Annotated in this window: 1 protein-coding gene; it reads left to right on the forward strand. The window is 71.8% G+C overall.

The genetic code is table 11. The features are described 5' to 3' along the window. The coding region (locus PZA18_RS23825; protein ID WP_284103390.1) for a hypothetical protein at positions 1-1,857 on the forward strand (1,857 nt) is incomplete at both ends.

Genomic DNA, 1,857 nt, shown 5'->3' on the forward strand with positions numbered 1-1,857 from the left:
TGATTGACAGCCTGGCCACCCCCGAGCTGCACTGGCAGCTGAGCCAGGGCGAACACACCCTGGCCAGCGGCCCGCTGTCTGGCGAAGACCGGCTGCTGGCCTTGCGGGCAGGGCGCTACCGACTGACCCTGGATGCGCAAGCCGACCAGACCGGTCGCTACCGCCTGCGCCTGCTCGGGCAGGCACAGGCCCTGCCGCTGATCCCGAACCAGACCCTGGCCGGCCAGCTGCCTGCCGGCGCGGCTGCCCAGCTGTATCGGCTGGACCTGCAAGCCGGAGACCGCCTGATGCTGTTGCCGCAGTCCACCGGCGCGACCGGCCTGCGCTGGCGCCTGCTGCAGGCGGATGGCAGCCTGCTCGCCAACGACCGCGACTGGCAGGACAGCCCGGCCCTGACGGCGCGGCAGACCGGCCGACACTGGCTGCTGATCGAAGGCGACCCCACCCAGACCGGTGGGGTGGACTACGCCTTCCAGCTGGCGGTCCACACCCCGCCCCAGACCCCGCTGGTCCTGTCACAGCCGGTCACGCTGGACCTGGGCCAGCCGGCCGCTGAACACCACTATCTGGTTGAGCTGGATACCGCCAGCTGGGTCCGCTGGGACGAACTGAGCGGCGGGCAGCCGGACATCCACTGGCAACTGCAGGATCAGAACGGCCAGCAACGGGCCGAGGGCCGTGCCGGACAGCCCGCGCTGGACAGCCAGCGCCCCCTGGCCCTGGCCGCAGGACGCTACCGGCTGAGCGTACGCAGCGACCGGCGCCACGCCGAACCCTTGACCTTCCGCCTGCAGACCTGCCCCCAGGCCGACGTGCCGGAACTGCTCAGCGGCCAGAGCCTGCCGCTGGCGGGGGGGCAGGCGATGACCGTCTACCGGGTCGGCAGCGCCACCGCCGAGCGCATGCTGCTGACCGCCGACTGGCGCAGTGACGACGCCCAGGCCCGCCAGCACTGGCAGCTGACGGACCGATCCGGACAGATCCTGCACACCGGGCAGCTTGCCAGTGGCGAACAGGCACAAGTGACCCTGCCGGCCGGGGCGGACTGCCTGCTGTGGCTCGACGGCGCCCCCAGCAATCAGGCCGCCCTGCAAGGCTGGCTGCGTTATGACCGGCAAGAGCCGCAAGCCCCGCAGGCCCTGGGGGAACTCCATACCAGCGGCCAGACCCTGCAAGGCCAGCTGCCCCTGCGCGGTCAGCAAAGCCGCCAGACCTTCCACCTGGCCCAGAGCGGCCTGTGGCAATTCAGCCAGATCGGCGACGCTGCCGGAATGTCCTGGCAACTGCGCGGTCCGGCGGGCGTTCTGATCCCTGCCCAGCGCCTGCCGGCCCCTGGAACCGCCACGGCCCCGCTCTACCTGGCGGCCGGCGACTACCAGCTCGACCTGATGGCCCAGACCGGCAGCGGCGACTGGCAACTGCGGGCCGAGCCGCTAGACCTGGCCCCCACACTGAGCCCGGGCGAGCTGGCGCTGCCGGCCCTGACGGCCGGTCAGACCCGATACTGGCAAGTGCCAGCCGCAGCGGGCGACCGACTCAGCTGGCAACTGAGCCCGGCAGACGCCTATCGCCTGGCCTGGTTTGACCGCTATGGCACCCGCCTGCCGCAGCACGACACCGCCAGCGGCACCCTGACGCGCCCTGCCGGAACCGGCCCCCTGATCCTGCAATTGACGGCCCTCGAAGCGGGGGCGGCTGGCGGCAGCCTGAGCCTGCAACACCAGGCCGGCACCCCGACCCCGGCGGCGGGCCAGCCGGTTGAACTGGGCAAAGAAATCCTGTTTGGCGGGGCGGGGGGCGCCGCACCTCCGGAATACCGCTTCGACCTGCCGGAAGATCGCCTGCTCTGGCTGGACA

This window comes from Parachitinimonas caeni, assembly GCF_030129945.1.
In the GTDB taxonomy this organism is placed as follows: Bacteria; Pseudomonadota; Gammaproteobacteria; order Burkholderiales; family Chitinimonadaceae; genus Parachitinimonas; species Parachitinimonas caeni.